This window comes from Vibrio albus (genome assembly GCF_003144035.1).
Taxonomy (GTDB): Bacteria; Pseudomonadota; Gammaproteobacteria; order Enterobacterales; family Vibrionaceae; genus Vibrio; species Vibrio albus.
This window is the reverse complement of record NZ_QFWT01000003.1, coordinates 272,460-293,419: the sequence shown is the minus strand read 5'-3', so window position 1 is coordinate 293,419 and position 20,960 is coordinate 272,460. Positions and strand designations below refer to the sequence as shown.

The following is a 20,960-nucleotide window of genomic DNA, read 5'->3' as shown; positions in this document are numbered from 1 at the left end:
GTCGTTCAGCACACATAAAGACTAGTACAGTTTTTTTGCTCGTTATTCGGTTGAACTAACCTTTTCTATAAATAATTTATTGAGTTACCGGCCAACAATGAACAAATAACCATCAATACATAGAAAAAAAGAGAAAAGATCAGAAATAAATTGCACTGGATAGACCATTTTTCCGCTTAATTTGTATATAATTCGGCGCAGTTTTGGCTACAGATAGAGAATCATGTTTCTAACTCCTTATTTTTCAACTGAAAGTGACCAGTTCCAGTTTACTCGTCAGCAAGCAAGCCACTTCGCAAAGAAAATTGCCGGTGACTTTAACCCTATCCATGATGAAGACAGCAAGCGTTTTTGTGTCCCAGGTGACCTTCTGTTTGCTGTGCTGCTAAAAACAGAGGGTATCAGCCAGAAGATGAGTTTTAACTTCTCCGGTATGGTGGCTGATGGTGTAGGCCTGAAAGTTGAGAGTAAGTGTGAGAAAGAAAGTGCCGTTGTCGATGCTAACGGCAAAAAGTACTTACACATGAGCCGAGAAGGCGAGCGAAGCCATAACCGTGATTTTATTGAGCACGTTGTGACCAATTATGTGCAGTTCTCCGGCATGAATTTCCCGCATATTATGGTTCCTCTGATGGAAGAACAGCAGATGATGATCAACTGCCAGCGTCCATTAGTGATCTACGAGAGCATGGAAATTGAGTTCGAACGACTGGATATGACCCACCCTGAAGTCGAATTTACCGGCGCAACCTTTGATGTTGAAGGCAAGCGCGGCGTAGTAACAATGAACTTTGCTTTTAAGGAAGACGGCATTGTGGTCGGAACCGGCAGGAAACGAATGATTGCCAGTGGCCTTAAGCCATATGATCAGGAAGCGGTTGATGCTCTGGTCTGTACATTCCATGAGCGCAAAGATGCATTCTTAGAGCAAATCGCTTCAGCTGCTTAATCCAAGAAAAAAATCATTCGATAAAAATATAAAGAAGGTGGCTGCTACAGCCACCTTCTTACTTTCTGCTTATACTCCAGATAGTCCTTTCCAAACTTCTGCTCAAGATGCCTCTCTTCGGGCTTGATCTGAAACTGGTTCATATAAAGAACAAAAATCAGACACAGCAACAAACTGATTATATCCTGTAAATAATAGGCATATCCCAGCAGTAACAGCAGCAGACCAACATACATAGGGTTTCTGGATAGTCTGAAAATACCGGAATCCACCACCTTTACGGCTTTGTGTAATTCGACCGGATGCACGGAAGTTTTATGCTTCTTAAATTCATAAATCCCCCCGAGTCCGAAGATTCCGCTTGCCACAAAACAGACGGCAAAAAATTCAAACTTCATTGGTAAAGGAATATGAATACCAAAGCCGTTAACATGTACCCAGTACATCAGGCCACCAATGATGATAAACAGAAATGCCGGCGGCATTTTTAGCTCTATTATTTTCATAGTCAGTCCTGACAATATACTGCCATTTTACGAATATATTTCAGCCATGTATGTATCAAATCAGTCTAGTAGCATTCCCACGCAGAGCGTGGGAACGAGGCATCACTTCTTAGTTAAAGTAATAATGGCAACCAGCTTAATCAACCAACTGAAGTAATACCTGCAGAGGATGCTTCAGTTTTGCCTCCTCAAATCGTTTCACCTGGCTGCGACATGAATAACCGGTCACCAGACAACGTTCTTTCGGTAACTGCTCAAGATTAGGCTGCCAGCTGAGGTCATAAATGTCTTTCGACATCTGCAGTTTATCCAGCTCATGGCCAAACGTACCCGCCATACCACAACAGCCAACGGATACCGGCTCCAGAACACCGCCAAAGGCTTTGAAAATGGTTACCCACTCTTTCTCTGCATTAGGCAGTTTGGTTTTTTCTGTACAGTGTGCAAACAGGTACCACGGTGGCTGATCGGATGGACCGCTCACCGTGAAGCTGTCCAGACGAGGTAACATCCATTCGTGTACCATCAGAACATCAAAGTCACCACGTTTATTGCCAAGGATTTCTGTGTATTCATCCCGGTAACAAAGCACCATGGCCGGATCAACACCCACCATCGGGATCCCCAAATCCGCCAGTTGGGAAAGAAACGCGGCTGTGTTTTCTGCCGACTTAGCAAACTGTTTCAGGAAGCCCTTGATGTGCTGCGCTTTGCCGTTTGGTTTAAATGGCAGTAATACCGGTGTTTTACCAACTTTTTTCACCAGTGACACAAAATCATCAACCACCTCAGCATCGTAATAGCTGGTAAACGGGTCCTGTACAATCAGGACATGATTTTCTCTCTCCTGCTGAGACAATGCCGAAAGTGCCTGCAGATCAAACGTTTTAATCCCCTGCTGCGCAATACGCTGTTTCAGCGTCGGCACAGAAAGCAATGGTGTATTCACATAGCCAACCGACCATTTGGTCAGATCTTCCACCCACTTTTGTGACAACGCAGCGTTAATGATCTTTGGCGCTTTCGCCATCAGAGGCAACATGGTTTCAATATTCGCCACCAGATAGTCTTTAGCCGGACGCTGATATCGGGTGTAATACAAATTCAGGAAGCGGGAACGGAAACTTGGCACATCAACCTTGATCGGGCACTGAGTGGCACAGGCTTTACATGCCAGACAGCCATTCATCGCCTCATAAACTTCATGAGAGAAATCATATTCCTCCGACTTTTTCAGTGTATTGCGTACCCGATCAATCATAGTTTTGATGCTTGGAGCCGACTCCAGACTCTTCTGTTCAAAATCAAGAATATCGATATCACGCTCTGACAGTTGGCGAAGCCACTCACGTACCAGTCCTGCCCGACCCTTCGGTGAATGGCGACGGTCTGCGGTGATCTTCATAGAAGGACACATTGGCGAGCTGGTATCGTAGTTAAAACACAAGCCGTTACCGTTACACTCCATCGCCTGCTTAAAGCTGTCCCGCACTTCAACATCAATCTGCCGATCATAGTATGCCCGTTTGGTATCCGACACTTTAACCAGCTCAGCGTTGCTTTCAAGAGGCGTACAGATCTTGCCCGGGTTCATTTTGTTCTGCGGATCAAATGCGGCTTTGACTCTTCTCAGCTCAGTAAACAGCGCTTCACCAAAGAATTCCAGACCATACTCAGAACGGAAACCCTTACCATGTTCCCCCCACATCAGACCGCCGTATTTCGATACCAGTGCAACGACGCGGTCGGAAATTTCCTGCATCAGCATTTCCTGAGCGGGGTCACACATATCCAGTGCCGGACGAACGTGCAGCACACCGGCATCCACATGTCCGAACATACCGTATTGCAGGTTTTTACTGTCCAGCAGTTCACGGAATTCAGCAATAAAGTCCGCCAGATTCTCCGGTGGCACACAGGTATCCTCAGTAAAAGGCACCGGCTTTGCTCTGCCCTCGGCAGCACCCAGTAAGCCCACGGCTTTCTTGCGCATCGCATATATTTTATTGATGCTGGCAAGTTCCTCACAAACCTGATAACCGATAATCCCGGCTTCTTCTTTCTCAAGCATGTGATCAAGCTGTGCAGTAAGACTGGTCACCCGCTGTTTTATCTCTTCTTCGTCCTGACCCGCATACTCGACGATATTAATGCCCTGCATCTCTTTATCTGGTACTTCTGTGATCAAATCACTCACCGTATGCCAGACAATATCCTGCTTCGCCAGATTCAGTACTTTTGAATCAATCGTCTCGACAGAAAGCGCCTTCGCGGCCACCATTACAGGTGCATTTCTTAATGCCGAATCAAAACTGTTGTATTTGATATTCACCAGAGTCCGGACTTTAGGAATCGGTGTTAGATTAAGCTTGGCTTCAGTAATAAATGCCAGTGAACCTTCGGAACCACACAGAACTCGAGTCAGATCAAACTCCCCATGGTCATTAATGGCATTTTTCAGGTCATAACCGGTCAGAAAACGGTTAAGTGGCGGAAACTTATCCAGGATCTGCTGACGGTTTTCAGTACAGACCGCTTCCGTAGTCTTTAATGCCTCATAAGCGTACTCACCCTCAGCCGGCTGACCGGATGAGTTGTCTGTTTCGTACACAGAGCCATCGGCAAATACCGCCTGTAGTGACAATACATGGTCTGAGGTTTTTCCGTAGGCCAGGGAGCCCTGACCCGATGCATCAGTGTTGATCATCCCGCCCAGAGTTGCCCGGTTACTGGTGGACAGCTCAGGAGAGAAGAACAATCCGTATGGACGGATAGCATCATTCAACTGGTCTTTAATGATACCAGACTGAACCCGGACCCAACCTTCTTCGGCATTAATTTCAAGTACCTGGTTCATGTGTCTGGACAAATCAACCACGATACCTTTCGTCAAAGCCTGTCCGTTTGTACCGGTACCGCCGCCACGAGCAGAAAAGGTGACCCGCTCATAGTCAGGCTGGCTGCCGATCTTGCCGATAAGTATCACATCTTCCGTCGTTTTTGGATGAACCACGGCCTCAGGCAATTGCTGGTACACCGAGTTATCTGTCGCGACAGCTAACCGGCTGGAATATTGAGTTTCGATATCGCCGGTAAATCCGGCCTTAGAAAGTGCGTCTAGATATTTGATCACAACCGGATCAATATCAGTCTGGAGTTCAAGTCTTGGTAACATTCTGCTTCCTGCCCCAATATCGCTGATCCCTGTCAGCTTGGGTTAATACATTCACCATAAACTAAAAATATCCGCATTGAGTGATGCCCTTTTCCGGGGTTTCATCTCAGTTTGGCTTACTATTTTTAGTCTGTTAGTTATGACATTTTTATGATGGCGATCACTTTACAACATTTGTCATTTCAGCAAAACAAAAATGGCAATCAAATTTGATGACCCGCTGTGTGTTTTTATTCATAATGACGTCATCATCCTTCATAAGCGGTAAAAAAATGAAAAAAAATCGAGTTGTCACCACAGATGATATTTTATTAAAGCTCTGCCAGTCTGTTTCTTCTGTAATGACAGAGGCCACCAGTTCATCTATTACCTATTCTGCCATGGTACAAAAAATCAACAAAACCTGCCTTCGCCCTGACTTTGGCTGCTTTGTTCTGTTTGACGGTGGATTTTCCGGACTGGTTGTTATTAATTTCACCTCACAGGCGGCTCTGGAAGTCTACTCCAAGTACATGCGTAATATGGGAATGCCGGAAGATGAATTAGCTATTCTACATACGTCAGATGAGGTTGGTGACGTGCTTGGGGAGTTAATGAACCAGCTGGTCGGTGACTTTACCAATAAAATACGCAAGGAACTTAAAACGAATATTACCCAGAACCAGCCTAAAATGCTGGCGATAACGAAACAAGTTCAGCTTTCTGTTGACACCAACCTTGACCGTCCTCAGGCTCGCCGTGTTACCTTCTCTACGGAGAAAAACAACATTTTTTATCTTGAGCTTGCTATGGATAAAACTGAATTTATCCAGCTAGAAGAGTTTGAAGTCGAAGAGGATGAAAGTCCGGATGCCATTCTTGAGGCTGAACGCCTGAAAAGCGCCACTCACGATGCGCTCAGAGAAGAACAGAATTCTTTAGCTGCAACAGATGATTTATTGGATGAACTAGGCATTTAACTTAATTTGCTGACCAAATCTAAAGCTGCTTAACGGCAGCTTTTTTCGTTCTGCATTATTTTTTCTTATTGCATACCATATTGTCTATACCTTGAGGTTACCTGGGTATATCGGTAAAATGATCGACTTTTCCCGCTCCGGTGACAAATACTCAATAACTGGTAAAACGATACCGGTGAATCAGTACAATACCAGTCAATAAAAGTATCGGTGGATAAATAGAAGTGTCGATGGATAAGCAAAAAGCCCTGAAGAAAATCGCCAAGTGTCTGGAACTTGGCAATTCAGCCAACGTGAATGAAGCCGCGCAGGCGATCAAAATGGCTCACAGACTGATGCTTAAGTATGGTCTGGACAAAGATGATATTGAGTTTATCAAAATGGGTAAAACTCAGTCGACACACCTGTTACCAGCCAATATCAGCTCGACCCTATTAAGAATTATCCGTGGTATTAACACAAAATTTGGCGTTGAAGCCGTACTCGTTAACCACAAAGGTTTAAAACGAGCCGAGTTTATCGGTGAGGCGGATCGGGCCATTTTTGCCGCATTTGCCTTTGACATCATCTACAGAGAAATGAATGAACACACCGGACAATTCCGCAACAGCTTTGCCGGTAGTGGAACCAGCAGCACTGAAGTGACCCGTCGCGTTAATTCTTTTGTTTCGGGATGGGTTGAAGGCGCATTGGAAAAGCTTCCTGAAATTGCGCCTAATGAAGATTCTAATAATACGATTAATAATTACATTGATCGTGAGTTTAAAAATATCGACCGGGAAACCTTTAAAAAACAACTAAAAGAAGCCATGAAAAATCTGACCGAAGATTATGAGGTCGGACTTAAAAAGGGCCGCAGACTGTCCGTTAACCGGCCAGTTAATGGTGCTCAGGCACGCAAGATGATCGATAATAAATGATGATTGATAACCGATAAACAGAAAAGGTACTGGTATGAAAGGCTATAGCCTCCGCTTATTATTTCCCTGCGTGGCGCTCCTCCTGATTATCATACTGACTTTTCCATACCCTACCGACGCTGCTACGATTGATAGCTTAGAAAAACGTGCAGCTCAGGATGATGTCATAGCCCAGCTGGAACTCGCCCGAGCCTACCTGTCAGAAGAAACCGGGAACGCCAACCAAAAACAAGCCCTATATTGGTACAGTAAAGCGGCTATCACTGGCAATAGTGATGCTCAATATGAATTAGGGCTGTTGTTTGAAAACTGGTACCCTACCCCAAGCCTGGATCAGGCCGAGATCTGGTATAAGCTGGCCGCAGAAAATAACCAGCCAGATGCAGAAGCGGCTTATACCCACATACTTGAAATTCAGTTTAACCATCAGCGAGCCAAACAGATTTCATCCATTCAACAGTTGGATAAGACCTTTAATGAGACTCCTACGTCTCAGGCAACCGTGTCTTCACCCACTTCTCAACAGCCCACTGTCGTCCGGACTGACATCCTAGCTGTTTCTGCCATTGTGTTTTTCGCTGTGCTGATTTTCACCGGTCGAAGATTCATACATAAACGCAACGATACTCAGTCTACAGAGCTTCAGGGACGCATCACCGGGCAAAATCAGCAACTTGATCAATTAAAGAAGAAATACCGGATTCAACAGAAACAGATAAGTAAGATGTACTCTCAGTTGAAGCAAACCCAGCAACAGGATCAGACACATAAACTGGCTGTTGCCTGTGCCTTGCTAGGGTACACAACAGATAATCTGCCGGACAATAAAACATTAAAGTTAAGATATAAAAAGCTGTGTCGGATTTACCACCCGGACACAGAAGGAAGTGACGAAGAAATGAAACGTCTCAACGAAGCAATAAAGCTGATTTCCAGTTACAAAAAGCCGTAATTCACTGAGTATTTATATTTATGTGCTTTTGCTGTCACAAATCAGCCTCATGATTTTATCTGTAGACACGAGACTATCACTTCAAATGAGGAGCCCCATCATGTTTACCACTCAGGGTGTATGTGACTGGTGTAAAAAAGCAGCACAAGTAACGCGCCATGACTATATTGACGGCAAGTACCATCATTCCTGTGAAGACTGTCAGGAAAGAGCGAAACTGGATGTTCGCCAATTCAATCTGGAAGAAGTCGATCTCAGCAATAAATATTCTGCCGGATACCAGGCAGCATAACCTTACCCCAATTCCCACGTCAAAGGCCGCATCATGCGGCTTTTTTGCTATTTGATATCCTGCTAATTTTTATCTTGCCCTGAGATATTGCTGTTCTTTTCGACAAAAAAAGCTTGCACTCTGAACAATCACAAACTACTGTATAACCATACAGTATGGATATAAGGACAGTGCGTATGCTTCAGATTACCCCAACGAAATACACTTCTTCATCTGTTTCTCTTATGTCGACCCGGTTAGCACTATTGTCTCAGAAAGAGCAATGGGTATTTTTTACCTCAGAGTGCCCCCGCCCCTCTTATGAGGTGCTGTCACGCCATCAGATTAACTGCAACAAAATTGTTCAGATCAAGCCTTCAAGTAACCTTTGTGAAGAAGAGATTGTGATCAAAGCGATTAAAGCCGGTACGGCCAGTGCTGTTGTTGCCAGTGACAACTTTTCGGAACACAGTAAGAACACTATCATGCTGACTGCAGAACAATACCAATGTGAGGTTTTCTTTATTTCAAGAGAGATGACTTCATGCACGTATCATTAAAGCCGCGTACCTGCTTTTTCGGACTGGTTAAGCCCAGAGCAAACGTTTGCTTTTTATCTGGCGACTTTACAAAGTTCTGGTATGATGCGCCCGTTAGTGTATGAAGATAAGGAATGCTGAAATGAGCCTCGCCGATCAAGTTCTTGCCGTGAATGATGATCTTCCAATCCGTACAGATAAACCGGTACATAGCGGAAAAGTACGTTCTGTTTACTGGCTGACAGAAGAAGACAGCCAGCGTTTGATTAAAGAGAAAGGGTATGATGTTTCTCCTGATGCCCCATTAGCCATTATGGTGATCAGTGATCGTATTTCTGCATTTGACTGTATCTGGCATGGAGAAGATGGCCTTAAAGGTGTTCCCGGAAAAGGTGCTGCTCTTAACGCTATTTCTAACCACTGGTTCAAACTATTCCGTGAGAATGGGTTAGCTGATAGCCATATTCTTGATATACCCCACCCTTTTGTATGGATAGTACAAAAAGCCAAACCAATTATGATTGAGGCTATTTGCCGCAAATATATCACCGGTTCAATGTGGCGAGCTTACGCAAAAGGTGAACGAGAGTTCTGCGGTATTCAGCTTCCGGAAGGTTTAGAAAAAGACAAGTCATTACCTGAGTTACTTATCACGCCATCCACAAAAGGCATCCTAAAAGGCATTCCAGGTGTTCCTGAAGCGGATGATGTCAACATTTCACGCCAGAACATCGAAGAAAACTACTCAGCATTCAACTTCAGTAATGAGGCTGATATTGCGTTGTACGAAAAACTGCTAAAAGAAGGCTTTGACGTTATCAGTCAGGCACTGGATAAGGTTGATCAAATCTTCGTTGATACCAAGTTTGAATTTGGTTATGTCAATGATGCTCAGGGGAATGAAAAACTCATTTATATGGATGAAGTCGGAACTCCGGACTCTTCCCGTATTTGGGATAAAAATGAGTATCAGGCAGGCAACATCGTAGAAAACTCTAAAGAAGGCTTCCGTCAGTTTTTGCTTAACTACTTCCCTGATCCAGATATCTTGCTGAATAAAGAGCGAATGGATGAACGCCAGGCTTTAGCAGAGAATAATGCTCTGCCTGTCGAAGAGATACAGAAAGTATCAGACGTTTACCTTAGCATTGCCGAAAAAGTCACCGGTAAAAAGATTACATTGAGCGATAACCCTAAACAGGAAATTATTGATATATTGCGTAATGATTACCGTCTAATTATTGACTAATTTATATATTCATCTCTGTCAATAATTATTTTAGTGCGTAAATAAAAGATTCGTTTCAAACGAATCTTTTATTTTATGTTTTCCTCAGCAAAAATAAAATTAGAGTAATTGTTTTAAAATAAGTTATCTCTACTCATCCTTCAAAGCAGAATAGTAAATTCATCCTGGCCCGACGGATGAATGTTCACATTCGCTTCATCTGTAATCAACTTTATCTGCTGTGACTCGAGATCATACGGCATCATCAAGGTTAGTTTGTTTATGCCTTCAGACCTTGCCAGTTCTAGCAAGCGAATAAGGTTATGCACATCACTTTCCTGGATTGAAAGCTCACTGATAGCATGTTGCCATAGCCTTTCTTCCGGTCTGGTGTCTTCCTGATGACATTTATTTCTCTTAGCTCCTGATCTTGGAACAAGAGAAGAGAATATTTCCAGAAAAGTCCATGTTTTGCTGCTTGATACTCCGAGAAAAGTTGTGTAATCAAAAACAGCAGAAATAGTGTGTTGTTTTGCCATTATGTCCCCCCGACATATTGGTAACGTAACGCCCGTATATTACTATCGCTTATATTTTTATATCTAGCAATACGATATATTATAAAGGTCTTTTAAGAAAAGATTTTTATAATGAAAATAATATAAATGAGAATCCGTTAACACAAAATATACACTCGCCTTCTGTAGAACGTCATGTTCACATCACTAATATTGAGTAATAAGCCACTTTATATTTATTTAAATAATACGATACAACAATAAAACAAATACATTTTGTTTACAAACAACCCAGAACAATTAACAAATTCCACACATAGACTACCCTTGTTCACTACTTTTTTGGTAGTATCGGAAATAGATTAAATAATGGAAGCTTTAAAAAAATGTTAGATTTTTTAACTCCGGTTGGCCGCTATCTTATCCCTTATACCACTGAAATTTCTACCGCTCTGATTGCCTGCTTATTGGTCATGTTTGGTGGAGAGATCAACCGGCTAATGCGCAATCTATTATCAGGACAGCACTTTATAATCAGAACCTGCGCTTTTATACTATTGAACGCATTTGGATATGGGTTATTGATCGTTAAAGCCACTCCCTACCTGGCTCACACTTTAAAGACCACAGAACCTGGAATGATGTTTGCTGCTACTCTGCTTTGTTTTTTAGTCATTGGCATATGGGCGCAAAAAAACCGACACGTATAAGGACGCTTTCCCTGAATGAAAATGCGGCTTAACAAACTGATACCAAAACCGCTTACCGTCATGGTGACGGTAACAATATTCCTTATTGGAGTACTGTTTGTGGATCGTTCAGTAAGCTGGCAGGCAGAAAATCAGATATTTTATCAGGTCAGTGAATTACCCGATTATGATGTTGCTTTGGTTCTGGGAACCAGCAAGTACCTGGGCAGAACACTGAATGACTACTATGCTCACCGAATTGAAGCCGCGATAGAACTGTACAAGAAAGGTAAAGTCACCTCATTTTTGTTAAGTGGTGACAATGCCCATCGCTCCTATAATGAGCCCTGGACAATGAAGCGTGATCTTTTAAAAGCCGACGTCCCCGATCAGGCCATTCACCTGGATTATGCCGGCTTCCGGACTCTCGATTCAATTATTCGGGCTAAAGAAGTCTTCAACACTGATAAGTTTATTATTGTCACCCAACAATTTCATTGTGAACGAGCTCTGCTAATTGCTAATCATTATCAAATCGATGCAGTATGCCTGGCCGTCCCCGGGCCAGTGCAATATTCCGGAACGATAATTCGGGCAAGGGAAATACTGGCCAGAGTAAAAGCGGTGCTCGATTTGTATATTTTCCATACGCAGCCAAAATTTCTCGGCCCTAAAGAGCCGATACAGTAATTCTTCGTAAAAACCAGTTTGTTACATCTATACTTACAATAAAGCATACGACCCTATTCTTTCTGCTCTCTGACAGAATGAGGAAGGAACAATGAGTACGTTATCCGTTAGAAATATGTCCAACCGTAATGCTCTTATTCTCTTCGGTGATGTCGCCTTATTCGTGATACTTCTAACCTCTCTACCTTTAGAGAAAGATGTCGTCCATGGGCTCAGCATCCTTATTTTTGTTGCCATACTCTGGTTAACTGAGGCTTTGCATGTCAGCATTACGGCTCTTTTGGTCTCGGTTCTGGCCGTATTCTTTGACGTCTTTAACACTACTGAGGCACTCAGCCATTTCTCTAACTCAGTAATATTTATTTTCTTAGGTGGGTTTGCGCTTGCGTCAGCACTGCATAAACAACAGATAGACAAAGCCATTGCCGATCAGGTTTTGATCGCCGCCCGGGGGAAAATGTCTGTCGCGGTTCTAATGCTGTTTGTTGTGAGTGCATGCTTGTCTATGTGGATATCCAATACCGCGACTACGGCCATGATGCTTCCCTTAGTCATGGGTATCATGAGTAAAGTCGATGCCAAAGAAAATCATAACACCTACCTGTTTGTACTATTGGGTATCGCCTACTGTGCTTCGATAGGAGGAATCGCTACATTGGTTGGCAGTCCGCCAAATGCCATTGCTGCTGCGGAAATGAAACTCAGCTTTACTCAGTGGGTAGCTCTGGGCCTTCCGGTCAGTTTAAGTTTACTGCCGGTCGCTATTGGTGTGGTTTATTTTATGACCAGACCAAACCTTAACTATACCTTTGAGATCCGGCATGAAACACTGCAATGGACAACTAACCGCAAACTGACACTGGCTATTTTTATGCTGACTGTCTGTTTCTGGATATTCAGTAAACCGATTAATGCCATGCTAGGTAATTTTTCAAAATTCGACACACTGGTGGCCATCAGCGCCATTCTGATGTTAGGTGCCACCCGAGTGGTTGAATGGAAAGACATTGAGCGCACTACTGACTGGGGAGTGCTGTTACTGTTCGGCGGCGGTATTTGTCTGAGCAATGTACTTAAGGCCACGGGTGCCAGTGTTTTTCTTGCTACACAGCTCAGTTCGCTTCTGAATCAGGTTGGTGTTTTTGTTGTTCTTCTGGCCATTATTGCATTTGTCGTCTTTCTGACAGAATTTGCCAGTAATACTGCCAGCGCCGCTCTGTTGATCCCTTTATTCAGGCCTGTTGCCGAAGTGCTGGGGGTTTCTCCGCTGATACTGACCGTTATTATCGCTATATCCGCTTCCTGCGCCTTTATGCTGCCGGTAGCCACACCTCCTAACGCTCTGGTGTTCGGCAGCGGCTTTATTCAGCAAAAAGAAATGATGAGGGTCGGCGTAGTGTTGAACCTGATCTGTATATTAATTTTGAGCATGATCAGCTACTTTTTTTGGTAATTTTATCTGTATATAAAACAGCCAGTTAATATTAAGGAGTCCGATTTACATAGACAGAATTCAATTAAAATACAAGACTTGAATATCTCTATTTTCAGTGGTTTGATCATACAGCTCAGCATTGGAGACAGGTCCAGAACCAAAGATCAATAACCGAGGAAAATTCCAGCCATGTCAGATAGTTACAACCAGGAAAACCCAGCCATCACTTCCGCCACCAGCATTCAGTACCAGCCAACCTCCATGGATATCTGGGATAAAAAATATCGCTTAAAAACCAAACACGGCACCCCCATTGATGAAGAGCTGGACAGCACGTTTCAGCGGGTTGCAAAAGCCCTCTCGGAGCTGGAATCCAAAAATAAAAATCAGTGGTACGACTCTTTCTTATGGGCACTAAGAAACGGCGCGCTTCCTGCCGGACGCATTGTCTCTAATGCCGGGGCTTTCGAGCATAAACCGGCCACATCGACCATTAACTGCACGGTATCCGGCACTATTCATGATTCGATGGATGACATTCTGTCTAAAGTACACGAAGCTGGCCTGACACTGAAAGCCGGGTGTGGTATCGGTTATGATTTCTCGACCCTGCGCCCCCGTGGAGCCTTTGTCTCCGGAGCCGGTGCTTATACGTCTGGCCCTCTTTCTTTTATGGATATCTACGACAAAATGTGCTTCACCGTATCGTCAGCTGGCGGACGTCGCGGCGCGCAGATGGGTACCATGGATATTCGTCATCCGGATGTTCTGGAATTTATTAAAGCCAAGCGCGAAGATGGCCGCTTGCGTCAGTTCAACCTATCCTTGCTGATTACTGAAGACTTCATACAGGCAGTTCAGGAAGATAAAGAATGGCCGCTTATTTTCCCTATTATGGCAAAAGAAGCCAGACAAGATGGTATCGATTTAGAGAGCGACCCTTCTATTACCTGGGCTGACTGGCCAACTCAGGATGATCTCGTTCAGGACGAACAAGGGCGAGTGGCCTGTAAAATTTACCGGACTCTTCCTGCCCGTAATCTGTGGAATATCATCATGACCTCCACTTATGATTACGCAGAACCCGGATTTATACTGATTGATAAAGTGAATCAGATGAACAATAACTGGTTCTGTGAAGAAATCCGCGCAACAAACCCTTGCGGGGAGCAGCCTCTCCCTCCTTATGGCGCTTGTCTGCTAGGCTCGGTGAACCTGACAAAGTTCGTCCGCAACCCTTTTACCGATAAAGCCAGCTTTGATTGGGAGACTTATCAGAAAGTCGTACGGATTTTTACCCGCATGCTGGATAATGTGATTGAAATTAATCAGTTGCCGCTGGAAAAGCAAAGAGCTGAAATAGAAAGTAAACGCCGCCACGGTATGGGATTTCTTGGCTTAGGTTCCACTCTCACCATGCTGAGAAAAAAATACGGCAGTGACGAATCGATTGCTTTCACTGATAGAATTTCCCGGGAAATGGCCGTGGCAGGATGGACTGAGGGCCTTGCTCTGGCAAAAGAAAAAGGCTCTGCACCAGTAATGGAGCAGGAATACGACATTACCCCGAGAATGATGCGCTTACGCCCTGAAATGGCTGATGATGGCATAAAAGTCGGAGATAAAGTAAAAGGCAAAGTACTGCATGTACGCTATAGCCATTATATGCAGCAATTAAAAGAGCTCGACCCGAAACTGACCAAACAGCTGGAAGAACATGGCTGCCGGTTTACGCACCATACTTCTATTGCTCCGACAGGGACAATATCGCTCTCCCTTGCCAATAATGCCAGTAATGGTATTGAGCCGAGCTTTGCTCATCATTACACCCGGAATGTCATCATTGAAGGTAAGAAAACCAAACAGAATGTTGATGTGTTCAGCTTCGAACTCCTGGCTTATCGTGAATTGATCAATGAAAAAGCTATGCCTTACTCCGAAGAAGATGAAGCAAAACTACCGGATTATTTTATTACTGCTGATGATATTACCCCATCTCAGCATGTTGCTGTGCAAGCCGCCGCTCAACGCTGGATTGACTCTTCGATTTCTAAAACTGCCAATGTCCCGACCGACTTCCCGTTTGAATCATTCAAAGATATCTACATTGAGGCATACAGCAAAGGGCTGAAAGGCTGTACCACCTTCCGCTTTAACCCGGAAGCTTTCCAGGGTGTTCTGATCCGGGAAAAAGATCTGGAAAACACGACTTATGTCTTTACGCTTGAAGATGGTACAACCTTTGAAGCAAAAGGTAATGAAGAGATTGAATACGATGGTGAAACCCATACTGCCGCTAACCTTTATGATGCGTTAAAAGAAGGCTACTACGGTAAGTATTAATCTTGGGTCCCCCTGTTTGAGAGTTTGATATGGTAAAAAAAATAGATAAAAAGATTGTCAGCTTTAATATTAAATCTGACGAAAAGAAACAAAATCAGGAACAGAAGCAGCCTGAAATTCAACAGATGCACGAGACGATTATGCGTCCGGAAAAGCTGATGGGCTCCACCTACAAGCTAAAGACCCCAGAGCATGTGTCTGAGCATTCATTGTTCATTACAATAAATGATGTCGTACTCAACGAAGGAACCGAACACGAAGTTCGCCGGCCATTTGAAGTGTTTATTAATTCAAAGAGCCTGGAGCATTATCAGTGGATAGTCGCTCTCACACGAATCATGTCAGCGGTATTCCGTAAGGGCGGAGACTGTACCTTTCTTGTAGAGGAACTTCGTTCGGTATTCGACCCCAGAGGCGGTTACTGGAACAAAGGTCAGTATGTCCCTTCACTAATAGCGGAAATCGGCAATGTTATTGAGCTGCACCTTAAGGAAATCGGTCTGCTAGGCAGCCCAGAGATGGATGAGCACAGAAAAGCCTTTCTGGAATCTAAAAAAGCCGAACTTGAAGGACGAACAGAAACACCCTCAAAGCCGTCAGAATCAAAAGACAATGATAACGAGGACGAAAGCAGCTTTCCGGTGAATGCCACGCTGTGCTACAAATGCCATGCAAAAGCCGTTGTGATCATTGATAACTGTCAGACCTGCCTGAATTGTGGTGAATCTAAGTGTGGGTAAGATGTAAGATATAAATGTACATAATTAGGTATTATTCGTACAAATAGCCATCAAACGGTGATTATCTGAACTGTACTGTTCCCTGTCAGCGCAGGGAACAGTGCATTTAGGAATATCTTAAGCCTTGTATCTATTAGTTTTTATCCCCACATTGCTTTTATAATTACAAAGTAAAGTAAGCTATGGAGTCTCACTAATGAGTGAAGTAAAACATTTTAACCTTCTTATTCTGGGTTCAGGCCCTGCCGGTTATACGGCTGCTGTCTATGCGGCACGTGCTAACCTTAACCCTGTTATCGTGACCGGCATGCAGCAAGGTGGTCAGTTGACCACAACCACAGAAGTTGAAAACTGGCCTGGTGGCGCAGAAGATCTGACCGGTCCGGCTCTTATGGATCAAATGAAAGCTCATGCTGAACGCTTTGATACAGAGATGGTTTTTGATCAGATCACCGGTGTTGATCTGACTGTTCGCCCTTTTGTACTGACCGGTGAGAATAGTACTTATACCTGTAACGCTCTGATTATCGCGACTGGTGCATCCGCCAAATACCTTGGCCTGGATTCAGAAGAAGCTTTCAAAGGGCGTGGGGTCTCGGCTTGTGCCACCTGCGATGGTTTCTTCTACCGTAATCAGAAAGTCGCTGTTATTGGAGGGGGTAATACTGCAGTAGAAGAAGCGCTGTATCTGTCGAATATTGCGTCAGAAGTACACCTTATCCACCGTCGTCAGGGCTTCCGCTCCGAGAAAATCCTGCTAAAACGTCTTCAGGATAAAGTGGAGAGCGGTAACATTATCCTGCACACAGACCGTGTGCTTGATGAAGTGCTGGGTGATGAAATGGGCGTCACAGGTGTTCGCCTGAAAGACACTCAGTCTGATGCGACAGAAGAACTGGACGTAATGGGTGTTTTTGTTGCTATCGGTCACCAACCGAATACCGCTATTTTTAAAGATCAGCTGGAAATGAAAAATGACTACCTTGTGGTCAAATCCGGTCTGGACGGAAATGCCACTCAAACCAGCGTTGAAGGCGTATTCGCTGCAGGTGATGTGATGGATCATAACTACCGTCAGGCGATTACCTCTGCCGGTACCGGCTGTATGGCCGCTCTGGACGCAGAGAAGTATCTGGATGAGCTGGCAGACAGTCAGTAACATATTGTTCAGAGACTAGAGACTAGAGACTAGAGACTAGAGACTAGAGACTAGAGACTAGAGACTAGACAAAATACAGAAAAACAGGATTAAGGGAAGAGGATTAAGGCGTTAACACGTTCAGTTCTTGGCAAAGGTAGCCCACTTCAGCTCTATGAGGTTCTTTTGCAGACACAGTTGACTGTTTAGCACCTTCTTCCTCCAAGCGCAGCGACCTTAATCCTTGCTTATTTATAGACTCTAGTTTCTAGAAGCAACGCGATCTCGTCTCTTAACCGTGCGATTCCGCAACTAAAAAAACAAAAAGCCTTCACTAATGGATAAAACCAAACAAAAACAGCTCAACAAATGGTTAAAGCAGCAAAGTCGCTTAGCCCGGCGCTGGCTGCTGTTAAACATTACTCTTGGTATAATTTCCAGCCTGTTCTTACTCGGACAGGCTGCGTTATTAGCATCAATTCTGCACCAGTTGATTATCGAACAGGTGGATAAATCCACCCTGATCCCCTACTTTTTCGGACTCGCAGCAACCGTACTTGGTCGTTCAGCCTGTACCTGGGGAAGAGAAATCACTGGGTTTCGCTGTGGTGAACAGGTACGCGTTTATATCCGCCAGTTGATTCTGAACAAGCTGAGAGAGCTTGGTCCGGCTTATATTAAAGGTAAACCAGCCGGTGTCTGGGCTACCCTGTTGCTGGAGCAGGTTGAAGACATGCAGGAATTTTTTGCCCGCTATCTTCCTCAAATGGCCCTGTCAGGCTTTGTGCCTCTGATTATTCTGGTGGCTGTTTTCCCGGTTAACTGGGCAGCAGGATTGATCTTTTTCCTGACAGCACCTCTTATCCCTCTTTTTATGGCGTTTGTCGGTATTAAAGCGGCAGAGGCTAACCAAAAGAACTTTAAAGCGCTGCAACGCCTCTCCGGACATTTCTATGACCGTTTGCAATCTATGACCACCATTCGGCTATTCAACCGGATGGAAGCAGAAACAGAAGTACTCAAAGGCGCATCAGAGGTATTTCGGTTACGTACGATGGACGTACTCCGGGTGGCTTTTTTGTCATCTGCGGTGCTTGAATTCTTTACCTCTATCTCCATTGCTTTAACCGCCGTCTATTTTGGCTTCAGCTATATTGGTGAACTGGATTTCGGACACTACGGAACACAAGTCACCCTGTTTTCCGGACTGTTCATCCTTATCCTTGCCCCTGAGTTTTATCAGCCACTTCGTGATCTCGGTACCTTTTACCACGCTAAAGCACAAGCCGTTGGTGCGGCAGAAAGTATTGTCGATTTTCTGGAAACAGATGCGACCGGACTGGCCAGTGGCACGCAAACATTACCGGATCCGGAGCATATTTCCATACAAGCCAAGAATCTGATGGTTCAGACCCCGGAAGGCAAGACACTGATTGGTCCTCTCTCCTTTACTTTGAATTCAGGTGAAACGATGGCGCTGGTCGGTCCAAGCGGTGCCGGAAAAACAACGCTGATCAACGCATTGCTCGGCTTCCTGCCTTATCAGGGGAGCCTGACAATAAACGGGGTGGAGATGAAAGCGTGCGATTTAAGCCACTGGCGAAAACACATTAGCTGGGTTGGACAAAATCCACTTCTTCTCCACGGAAGTATCAGAGATAACATCACCTTAGGAAAAGAGGATGTATCAGACACACTTCTGTCAACCATAGTCGAAGACTCCTATGCCGCAGAGTTTGTCCACCAGCACGGATTAGATTATGTCATCACCGATCGATCTGGTGGTCTGTCGGTAGGTCAGGCTCAGCGTCTTGCGCTGGCAAGGGCCATGTTACAACAAGGCAGTTTCTGGCTATTGGATGAACCGACAGCCAGCTTAGATGCGAGAAGTGAAAAGCTGGTGATGCAGGGCATTGCCAATAATATTGAAGATCGAACCGCACTACTTGTTACCCACCAGTTGGACCAACTCAAAGAGGTCAGTAGAATTTTAGTCATGCAGTCCGGTACCATCGTTCAGTCCGGTCCGTTTTCCGAACTGGCAACGGAAGAAGGCCTGTTTTCAACTATGCTCAATTCAGGTTCAGCAGAAACAGTGAAAGGAGATCTTGATGCGTGAGTTAATTCCTTTTCTGAAACTGTATAAAAAGCACTGGTTCAGCCTGTCGCTGGGTATGCTACTAGCGTTTGCAACACTATTTGCTTCTATTGGCCTGCTCACACTCTCGGGCTGGTTTATTTCTGCTGCTGCTGTTGCGGGGCTGACTATCGCCAAAGAAACCTTCAACTATATGTTACCGGGTGGTGGCGTACGAGGGTTTGCTATCTGGCGGACTGCTGGTCGCTGGGGAGACAGAGTCGTCAGCCATAATGCAACCTTTAAATTACTGACCGATTTACGGGTATTCTTTTTCCGAAAACTCGCTCCGTTAATACCCGGCAGACTCTCCGGACTCCGGGATGGTGACCTGTTGAATCGACTGGTGGCCGATGTAGATGCGATGGATCACGTCTATCTACGACTGGTCAGCCCCGTCGTTATCGGCATATTCGGCATATTAAGTCTCACTCTGTTTCTCTGTTTCTTCGACCTTACCATCGGTCTGGCACTGGGGACGATACTCACTATTATGTTGCTAACCTGGCCGATACTTTTCTACCGACTGGGTAAACACAATGGTCAGGCGCTAACCCTGCACACCTCTTCCCTGCGGGTTTCTACCCTTGACTGGCTGGAAGGGCACAGTGAACTGGTACTGTTTGGTGCCGAAAAGCGTTACCTGGATGCCCTACTGGATACACAACAGAAATTACTGGCAAATCAATTTATCAATGCAAATCTGACCGGGCTTGCCAGCGCCATGTTGATGCTGACCAATGGCTTAGCTCTGACAGTGATCGTCTGGCTGGCGGCTGATGGTGTGGGTGGAAATACGCCAGATCCTCTGATTGCTATGATAGCGTTCGCAACGATGGCCAGCTTTGAGCTGCTGATGCCTATTGCCGGTGCTTTCCAGCACCTGGGCCAGACGCTCACGTCAGCACGACGCTTAAATGAAATTACGCAAGGTGAACCTGATGTGATATTCCCTCAGTCCGGAGCCCTGAAGTCTGATCGCTGTCACATCGACTTTAAGGATGTCTCTTTTTCTTATCCGGACAGTCAGAGTAACGTACTGAATAATATTAATTTGTCTGTCAATGCCGGGGATAAGTTAGCCATATTGGGTAAAACCGGCTCAGGTAAATCAACACTTATCCAGCTACTTTGCCGGTACTGGGATGTTAGCCAGGGCTTGGTCTCCATCGCGGGAACACCGCTAAGAGACATTGATGAGCCCACCCTCAGAGATACGATCTCAGTGGTCAGTCAGCGGGTCGATATTCTCAACGGCTCTTTGCGAGATAACCTCCATATGGCCAAACCAACCGCTTCTGATACCGAACTGGAAGAGGTGCTGTGTCACGTCGGACTCCAGACACTGCTGGAAGATGCCGGGTTAGATAACTGGCTCGGAGACGGAGGCAGACAATTGTCCGGTGGTGAAAAACGCAGAATAGGTATTGCCCGGGCGTTGCTGCGTAACGCTCCTATAATGCTACTGGATGAGCCGACCGAGGGTCTGGATAAAGGGACAGAACAGCAAATTATGGCGCTGTTAAACCGACATACCGTGGATAAAACCGTTATCTTTATTACCCACCGTCTGGTTAACCTGAGCAACATGGACCATATCTGTCTGATAGAAGCCGGGCAGATTGTTGAGTCTGGAACCCATCAGGCATTACTGAATGCAAAGGGTCGTTACCACCAGTTACATCAAACATTGTAATTCAGCAAAACCAAAAAGAAAAAGGCGGGAATTCCCGCCTTTTCTATTGTTTATCACGTTGTTACATATAAGAAG

Annotated in this window: 18 protein-coding genes; 15 read left to right on the top strand and 3 right to left on the bottom strand. The window is 44.8% G+C overall.

Annotation, left to right across the window (positions count from 1 at the left end; translation table 11 throughout):
- Positions 1-223 precede the first annotated feature (223 nt).
- Positions 224-949: a DUF3581 domain-containing protein gene (locus DI392_RS07480; protein WP_109319285.1), complete on the top strand. Its 726-nt coding sequence runs from the start codon at positions 224-226 to the stop codon at positions 947-949.
- A gap of 44 nt (positions 950-993) precedes the next feature.
- On the opposite strand, the gene DI392_RS07475 is transcribed toward DI392_RS07480, so the two are convergent.
- Positions 994-1,455: a methyltransferase family protein gene (locus tag DI392_RS07475; RefSeq protein ID WP_109319284.1), complete on the bottom strand. Its 462-nt coding sequence runs from the start codon at positions 1,453-1,455 to the stop codon at positions 994-996.
- 136 nt (positions 1,456-1,591) lie between these two features.
- The gene (gene ydiJ / locus DI392_RS07470; RefSeq protein WP_109319283.1) at positions 1,592-4,630 is read right to left on the bottom strand and encodes a D-2-hydroxyglutarate dehydrogenase YdiJ; all 3,039 of its coding nucleotides are present in this window, start codon (positions 4,628-4,630) and stop codon (positions 1,592-1,594) included.
- Between the two features lie 272 nt (positions 4,631-4,902).
- On the opposite strand from ydiJ, the gene DI392_RS07465 reads away from it, so the two are divergent.
- From DI392_RS07465 to DI392_RS07440, 6 genes are all read left to right on the top strand, one after another.
- The gene (locus DI392_RS07465; protein WP_109319282.1) at positions 4,903-5,589 is read left to right on the top strand and encodes a DUF3334 family protein; all 687 of its coding nucleotides are present in this window, start codon (positions 4,903-4,905) and stop codon (positions 5,587-5,589) included.
- Positions 5,590-5,819: 230 nt separating this feature from the next.
- Positions 5,820-6,509 carry a DUF2786 domain-containing protein gene (locus DI392_RS07460; protein WP_109319281.1) on the top strand — a complete coding sequence of 230 codons (690 nt, stop codon included), beginning with the start codon at positions 5,820-5,822 and terminating at the stop codon, positions 6,507-6,509.
- Between the two features lie 34 nt (positions 6,510-6,543).
- Positions 6,544-7,461 carry a J domain-containing protein gene (locus DI392_RS07455; RefSeq protein WP_109319280.1) on the top strand — a complete coding sequence of 306 codons (918 nt, stop codon included), beginning with the start codon at positions 6,544-6,546 and terminating at the stop codon, positions 7,459-7,461.
- Between the two features lie 100 nt (positions 7,462-7,561).
- Positions 7,562-7,753: a hypothetical protein gene (locus DI392_RS07450; protein WP_109319279.1), complete on the top strand. Its 192-nt coding sequence runs from the start codon at positions 7,562-7,564 to the stop codon at positions 7,751-7,753.
- Positions 7,754-7,929: 176 nt separating this feature from the next.
- Positions 7,930-8,292, top strand: a complete 363-nt coding sequence (locus DI392_RS07445; protein WP_109319278.1) for a hypothetical protein — start codon at positions 7,930-7,932, stop codon at positions 8,290-8,292.
- 121 nt (positions 8,293-8,413) lie between these two features.
- On the top strand, positions 8,414-9,520 hold the full coding sequence (locus tag DI392_RS07440) for a phosphoribosylaminoimidazolesuccinocarboxamide synthase (RefSeq protein ID WP_109319277.1): 1,107 nt from the start codon (positions 8,414-8,416) through the stop codon (positions 9,518-9,520).
- 140 nt (positions 9,521-9,660) lie between these two features.
- On the opposite strand, the gene DI392_RS07435 is transcribed toward DI392_RS07440, so the two are convergent.
- A complete protein-coding gene (locus tag DI392_RS07435; protein ID WP_109319276.1) occupies positions 9,661-10,038 on the bottom strand; it encodes a transporter in 378 nt (125 codons plus the stop codon).
- Positions 10,039-10,403: 365 nt separating this feature from the next.
- Between DI392_RS07435 and DI392_RS07430 the strand changes: the two genes are divergently transcribed.
- From DI392_RS07430 to cydC, 8 genes are all read left to right on the top strand, one after another.
- Positions 10,404-10,727 (top strand): DUF3392 domain-containing protein, encoded by a 324-nt coding sequence (locus DI392_RS07430; RefSeq protein ID WP_109319275.1) that lies wholly within the window; start codon positions 10,404-10,406, stop codon positions 10,725-10,727.
- Positions 10,728-10,787: 60 nt separating this feature from the next.
- Entirely contained in the window at positions 10,788-11,396 is a 609-nt protein-coding gene (locus DI392_RS07425) for a SanA/YdcF family protein (RefSeq protein ID WP_425445686.1), read from the top strand.
- A gap of 91 nt (positions 11,397-11,487) precedes the next feature.
- Positions 11,488-12,849 (top strand): SLC13 family permease, encoded by a 1,362-nt coding sequence (locus DI392_RS07420; protein WP_109319273.1) that lies wholly within the window; start codon positions 11,488-11,490, stop codon positions 12,847-12,849.
- Between the two features lie 171 nt (positions 12,850-13,020).
- Positions 13,021-15,174, top strand: a complete 2,154-nt coding sequence (locus tag DI392_RS07415; RefSeq protein ID WP_109319272.1) for an adenosylcobalamin-dependent ribonucleoside-diphosphate reductase — start codon at positions 13,021-13,023, stop codon at positions 15,172-15,174.
- Between the two features lie 29 nt (positions 15,175-15,203).
- Entirely contained in the window at positions 15,204-15,914 is a 711-nt protein-coding gene (locus DI392_RS07410; RefSeq protein ID WP_109319271.1) for a TSCPD domain-containing protein, read from the top strand.
- 196 nt (positions 15,915-16,110) lie between these two features.
- Entirely contained in the window at positions 16,111-17,073 is a 963-nt protein-coding gene (gene trxB / locus DI392_RS07405) for a thioredoxin-disulfide reductase (RefSeq protein ID WP_109319270.1), read from the top strand.
- A 316-nt stretch (positions 17,074-17,389) separates the two neighbouring features.
- On the top strand, positions 17,390-19,171 hold the full coding sequence (gene cydD / locus DI392_RS07400; RefSeq protein WP_109319269.1) for a heme ABC transporter permease/ATP-binding protein CydD: 1,782 nt from the start codon (positions 17,390-17,392) through the stop codon (positions 19,169-19,171).
- A complete protein-coding gene (gene cydC / locus DI392_RS07395) occupies positions 19,164-20,885 on the top strand; it encodes a heme ABC transporter ATP-binding protein/permease CydC (protein ID WP_109319268.1) in 1,722 nt (573 codons plus the stop codon). Before cydD ends, cydC begins: the two co-directional genes overlap by 8 nt.
- Positions 20,886-20,960: the final 75 nt, after the last annotated feature.

Bases quoted from the DNA above. Each gene is read 5' to 3' on its own strand.
- DI392_RS07445 (WP_109319278.1), top strand. From the start codon at position 7,930: ATGCTTCAGATTACCCCAACGAAATACACTTCTTCATCTGTTTCTCTT.
- DI392_RS07435 (WP_109319276.1), bottom strand. From the start codon at position 10,038: ATGGCAAAACAACACACTATTTCTGCTGTTTTTGATTACACAACTTTT.
- DI392_RS07450 (WP_109319279.1), top strand. From the start codon at position 7,562: ATGTTTACCACTCAGGGTGTATGTGACTGGTGTAAAAAAGCAGCACAA.
- DI392_RS07475 (WP_109319284.1), bottom strand. From the start codon at position 1,455: ATGAAAATAATAGAGCTAAAAATGCCGCCGGCATTTCTGTTTATCATC.
- DI392_RS07430 (WP_109319275.1), top strand. From the start codon at position 10,404: ATGTTAGATTTTTTAACTCCGGTTGGCCGCTATCTTATCCCTTATACC.
- DI392_RS07420 (WP_109319273.1), top strand. From the start codon at position 11,488: ATGAGTACGTTATCCGTTAGAAATATGTCCAACCGTAATGCTCTTATT.
- DI392_RS07455 (WP_109319280.1), top strand. From the start codon at position 6,544: ATGAAAGGCTATAGCCTCCGCTTATTATTTCCCTGCGTGGCGCTCCTC.
- DI392_RS07460 (WP_109319281.1), top strand. From the start codon at position 5,820: ATGGATAAGCAAAAAGCCCTGAAGAAAATCGCCAAGTGTCTGGAACTT.
- DI392_RS07410 (WP_109319271.1), top strand. From the start codon at position 15,204: ATGGTAAAAAAAATAGATAAAAAGATTGTCAGCTTTAATATTAAATCT.
- DI392_RS07425 (WP_425445686.1), top strand. From the start codon at position 10,788: ATGGTGACGGTAACAATATTCCTTATTGGAGTACTGTTTGTGGATCGT.
- DI392_RS07465 (WP_109319282.1), top strand. From the start codon at position 4,903: ATGAAAAAAAATCGAGTTGTCACCACAGATGATATTTTATTAAAGCTC.
- DI392_RS07440 (WP_109319277.1), top strand. From the start codon at position 8,414: ATGAGCCTCGCCGATCAAGTTCTTGCCGTGAATGATGATCTTCCAATC.
- DI392_RS07480 (WP_109319285.1), top strand. From the start codon at position 224: ATGTTTCTAACTCCTTATTTTTCAACTGAAAGTGACCAGTTCCAGTTT.
- cydC (WP_109319268.1), top strand. From the start codon at position 19,164: ATGCGTGAGTTAATTCCTTTTCTGAAACTGTATAAAAAGCACTGGTTC.
- cydD (WP_109319269.1), top strand. From the start codon at position 17,390: ATGGATAAAACCAAACAAAAACAGCTCAACAAATGGTTAAAGCAGCAA.
- DI392_RS07415 (WP_109319272.1), top strand. From the start codon at position 13,021: ATGTCAGATAGTTACAACCAGGAAAACCCAGCCATCACTTCCGCCACC.
- ydiJ (WP_109319283.1), bottom strand. From the start codon at position 4,630: ATGTTACCAAGACTTGAACTCCAGACTGATATTGATCCGGTTGTGATC.
- trxB (WP_109319270.1), top strand. From the start codon at position 16,111: ATGAGTGAAGTAAAACATTTTAACCTTCTTATTCTGGGTTCAGGCCCT.